We start from the raw sequence: 4,222 nt of genomic DNA, 5'->3' as shown, positions 1-4,222 counted from the left end.
GCGCTCGGTATCGCCGGTCTTGCGATTATACTAGTGCTGGTTTTCGTCGCGATCTTGGTGCCATGGCTTGCTCCATATTCGCCCTTCGAGCAGAATTTGCGCGAAACTTTGCTCGCGCCAAATGTCCAGCACCTCTTCGGGACCGACGAACTTGGCCGGGATATTCTGAGCCGCATCCTGTGGGGGAGCCGGATTACACTCTCCATCGTCATGATCGTCAGTATCATCGTTGCGCCCATCGGCCTCATCGTCGGCTGTCTCGCCGGCTATTATGGTGGTTGGCTCGATACAATTCTGATGCGCGTTACGGAATTGTTCCTGTCCTTCCCCAGCCTTATTTTGGCGTTGGCTTTCGTGGCGGCGCTTGGCCCGAGCTTGAACAACGCCATCATCGCGATTGCCCTGACGCAGTGGCCGCCCATCGCCCGTCTGGCCCGAGCCGAATCGCTCAGCCTCCGTGGCAGGGACCATATTTCTGCGGTCCGGCTCATGGGCGCGTCCAGCTTGCGCATCGTGCTCGGCCACATCGCACCCCTGTGCATTCCGTCGGTGATCGTGCGCATCACTCTCAACATGGCGGGCATCATCCTGACGGCAGCAGGTCTCGGTTTCCTCGGTCTTGGCGCACAGCCGCCTAGCCCTGAATGGGGGGCAATGGTTTCCACCGGACGGCGCTTCATGCTGGACAGCTGGTGGGTAGGTACGATGCCCGGCCTTTCGATTCTTGTCGTCAGCCTGGCTTTCAATCTGGTTGGCGACGCATTGCGCGATGCGCTTGATCCGAGGCAGGAATGAACGAGATGGACAACCCTTTACTTTCTGTCCGCGATCTCCGGATCAGCTTCCACGGCGCTTCGGGCATTTTTGATGCAGTACGTGGTGTGTCTTTCGACCTTGGCCGGGAGAAGCTCGGTATCGTTGGCGAATCCGGCTCCGGCAAAAGCATGACTGGCCGCGCCATCATGCGGCTGACCCCGCCGGCAGCACTTGTGAAAGCCGAGCGCATACAGCTCGGCGAAATCGATCTCCTCCTTGCATCGGAGAAGACCATGAACAGCATTCGTGGCCGCCGGATCGGGCTGATCATGCAAGACCCGAAATATTCGCTCAATCCCGTCGTCACGGTTGGCGAGCAGGTCGCAGAGGCCTATCGCATCCATACGCGCTCTTCGTCATCGGAGGCGCGTCAGAAGGCTGTTGCAATGCTTGGTGCTGTGCAGATGCGCGATCCTGAGCGCGTCTACCGCATGTATCCGCACGAGATGTCCGGGGGCATGGGACAGCGCATCATGATTGCCATGATGCTCGTTTCAGAACCGGAAATCCTCATCGCCGATGAAGCAACGTCGGCTCTGGACGTGACGGTGCGTCTTGAAATTCTCAGCCTCCTTAATGATCTCGTGCTGAAACGCGGGCTTGGCCTGATCTTCATCAGCCACGATCTCAATCTTGTCCGCCGCTTCTGTGACCGCGTGCTGATTATGTACCAAGGAAGGGTGGTCGAAGCCTTGAAGGCGAATGAACTGCACAAGGCCACCCATCCTTATACGAGAGGCCTGCTCGATGCGATGCCGCGCATCCACGCGCTGCGCAAACGACTGCCGGTTCTAAAGCGCGACGCGGCATGGTAGGCACTATGAGGAGTACAGCGCCGATCATCGAAGTAGAAAACCTTTCCGTCACGTTCGGTGAAGGTTCCAACGAACGGCGGGCTGTCGACGGTGTCAGTTTTTCCGTCCATCGCGGTGAGACTTTTGGGCTCGTTGGTGAGTCCGGATCAGGCAAATCCACAATCCTGCGGGCAATCACTGGGCTTGTGGCCAATGAAGCCGATGTCATGCGCGTTGCGGGCGAAGATATCCGCAACAAGCGCGGCAAAAACTTTTACCGCAAGGTGCAGATGGTTTTTCAGGATCCCTATGAAGCCCTGCACCCACGCCACACAGTTTGGCGCCAATTGATGGAACCCGCACGCATCCAGAATATTCCTGATGCAGAAGCACGGGGCAATGCTGCGCTCGATTCCGTTGGACTTCCCCGAGCACTGCTGTGGCGTTATCCGCATCAGCTTTCCGGCGGGCAGAGGCAGCGCGTTGCCATCGCCCGGGCGCTGATGTCAAAGCCCGACATTTTGCTCCTCGATGAGCCCACGTCTGCACTCGATGTTTCGGTGCAGGCCGAAATTCTCAATCTCCTGTGTGACCTGCAGGACGAGCGAGGCCTGACCTACGTCATGGTCAGCCATGATCTCGGAGTTATCGCCCATATGTGCAAACGCACCGCGGTTATGCAGGCCGGGAAGATCGTTGAAACTCTGGACGTCGATGCGCTCGTGAATGGTGGCGCAACGCAAACCTACACAAAGAAACTGATCTCGGCGAGCGAAGCATATGGAGAAGACCCGCGCGAGATTACTCAGGCGCGGGTTTCCAATACATAACAGGAGTACGACATGTTTCTTGGCACACAATTTCGTGCACGTGACGATGACGATTACCGGGTCATGGCACAGCTTGGCATAGAACACGTCTGCGCCGATCCCGCGGGAAATCCGCATGACTGGACGCTGGAAATTCTCGAAGGGCATCGCGACCATCTCGCAGGTTTCGGACTATCTCTGGACATGATCCAGCTGCCCTTGAGTTCACGTGTCATTGAAAAACAATACAGCCCTGACATTCTGTCCGCAGGTCCCGAGCGTGATCGCCAGATAGATTCCATCTGCCGCCTGATCGAGCGCGCCGCTGCGGCTGGCATTCCTGCCGTGAAATACAATCTCAACGTTATCGGTATCCCGCGCACAGAACTTGAAACGGGCAGGGGTGGATCACGCAACGATGCCTTCCGCTGGGACAAGGCGGATCATGAAGCACCGCTTACGATCGCCGGGGTCGTTGATGAAGACGAGAATTGGGAGCGGATCGACTACTTTCTCGAGCGTGTCATTCCGGTCGCGGAAGCGAACAAGGTAAGGCTCGCCTGTCATCCGCACGACCCCTATACGCCGCCCGGTTATCGTGGTGTAACGCGCGTTCTCGGCACAGTCGAGGGTCTGAAGAAATTCGTGCTAATGCGCGAAAACCCCTACCATGGCCTGAACTTCTGCCAGGGAACAGTCGGTGAAATGCTCGACAACCCGGCCGAGGAAATCTTCGATGTTATCCGCTGGTTCGGTGAACGGGGCAAATTATTCAATGTGCATTTCCGCAATATTCGTGGCGGCAGGCTTTCCTTTATGGAGACATTTCCGGAGGAGGGCGACATGGACATGTGGCGCTCGCTGAAAACCTATGCGGAGGTCGGCTATCAGTACATGATGATGCCGGATCATGTGCCGCAAATCTCCGGACGCGATCCGCAGAACACCGCTTTCGCCTTCAGTTACGGCTACATTGTCGCGTTGCTGCAGGTAATGAAAAGCGAGGCGAATTAACGATGTCCGCGAAGATGATCCGCAGGTTTGACAATGGCAACAAGCCCATTCTCGATAGTGGCGAGCCGACAAAGCTCATTCATTTCAATCTGGTGAAACTTGCCGCAGGGGAGGCGCACAGCTACCGTCTGCCCGACTTTGAAACGGCAATCGTTCCGCTCTCCGGCACGTGTCATGTTTCTGTCGATGACCTATCCTTTGGCAAGGTCGGTGGACGCGTGAGCGTTTGGGCTGGACAAGCAGATTCCATCTATGCCGGTCCGGATGCCGCCGTTACGATCACAGCCCTCGAGCGTTGCGAAATCGCCATTGCCGGAGGCCTTTGGGACGTGCCGATGGATCCGTTTCGCATCACGCCGGAAGAAGTCGATATGGTCGACGTTGGTTCCAATGAAACGAAATCACGCCGGCGCATCTTCCATATCCTCGGCAGCAGACAGGCGGGTCGCGTTGGACGTCTGCTCGTCAGCGAACTCTATGCTGATGAAGGTTGCTGGTCCGGCTATCCGCCGCACAAGCACGATACGGATCAGGCCGGCGAAACCGCACATGAGGAATTATATCATTGGCGGTTCGATCCGCCGACCGGCTTTGGTACACAATTATGGTATGAAGAAGGATCTGAGCCCCATGCTTACGCAACGCGCAAKGGTGACACCTTTGCGTTCTCAACCGGCTATCATCCCACCGCGACGTCGCCCGGCCATGCATCCTATATCTTCACCATTCTTGTCGGCAAAATGCAGCGTTCGCTCGTGCAGAATTTCGAAGAAGCGCATCGTCCCTTGA

At 56.9% G+C, this 4,222-nt stretch carries 5 protein-coding genes; all 5 read left to right on the top strand.

Features of this window, described 5'->3' with window-relative positions; translation table 11 throughout:
- Window positions 1–9: 9 nt before the first annotated feature.
- Window positions 10–795 (top strand): ABC transporter permease, encoded by a 786-nt coding sequence (locus ACXJ5O_RS20305; RefSeq protein ID WP_457301472.1) that lies wholly within the window; start codon window positions 10–12, stop codon window positions 793–795.
- 5 nt (window positions 796–800) lie between these two features.
- Window positions 801–1,631, top strand: coding sequence for an ABC transporter ATP-binding protein (locus tag ACXJ5O_RS20300; RefSeq protein ID WP_457301471.1), 831 nt, complete (start codon window positions 801–803; stop codon window positions 1,629–1,631).
- A gap of 5 nt (window positions 1,632–1,636) precedes the next feature.
- Window positions 1,637–2,440, top strand: a complete 804-nt coding sequence (locus ACXJ5O_RS20295; RefSeq protein WP_457301470.1) for an ABC transporter ATP-binding protein — start codon at window positions 1,637–1,639, stop codon at window positions 2,438–2,440.
- 12 nt (window positions 2,441–2,452) lie between these two features.
- Entirely contained in the window at window positions 2,453–3,433 is a 981-nt protein-coding gene (locus ACXJ5O_RS20290) for a mannonate dehydratase (protein WP_457301469.1), read from the top strand.
- A 2-nt stretch (window positions 3,434–3,435) separates the two neighbouring features.
- On the top strand, window positions 3,436–4,222 hold a 787-nt coding region (locus ACXJ5O_RS20285; protein ID WP_457301468.1), incomplete at its 3' end, for a 5-deoxy-glucuronate isomerase.

This window comes from Phyllobacterium sp. P5_D12 (assembly GCF_054049495.1).
This window is presented reverse-complemented; position numbering and strand designations above follow the sequence as displayed.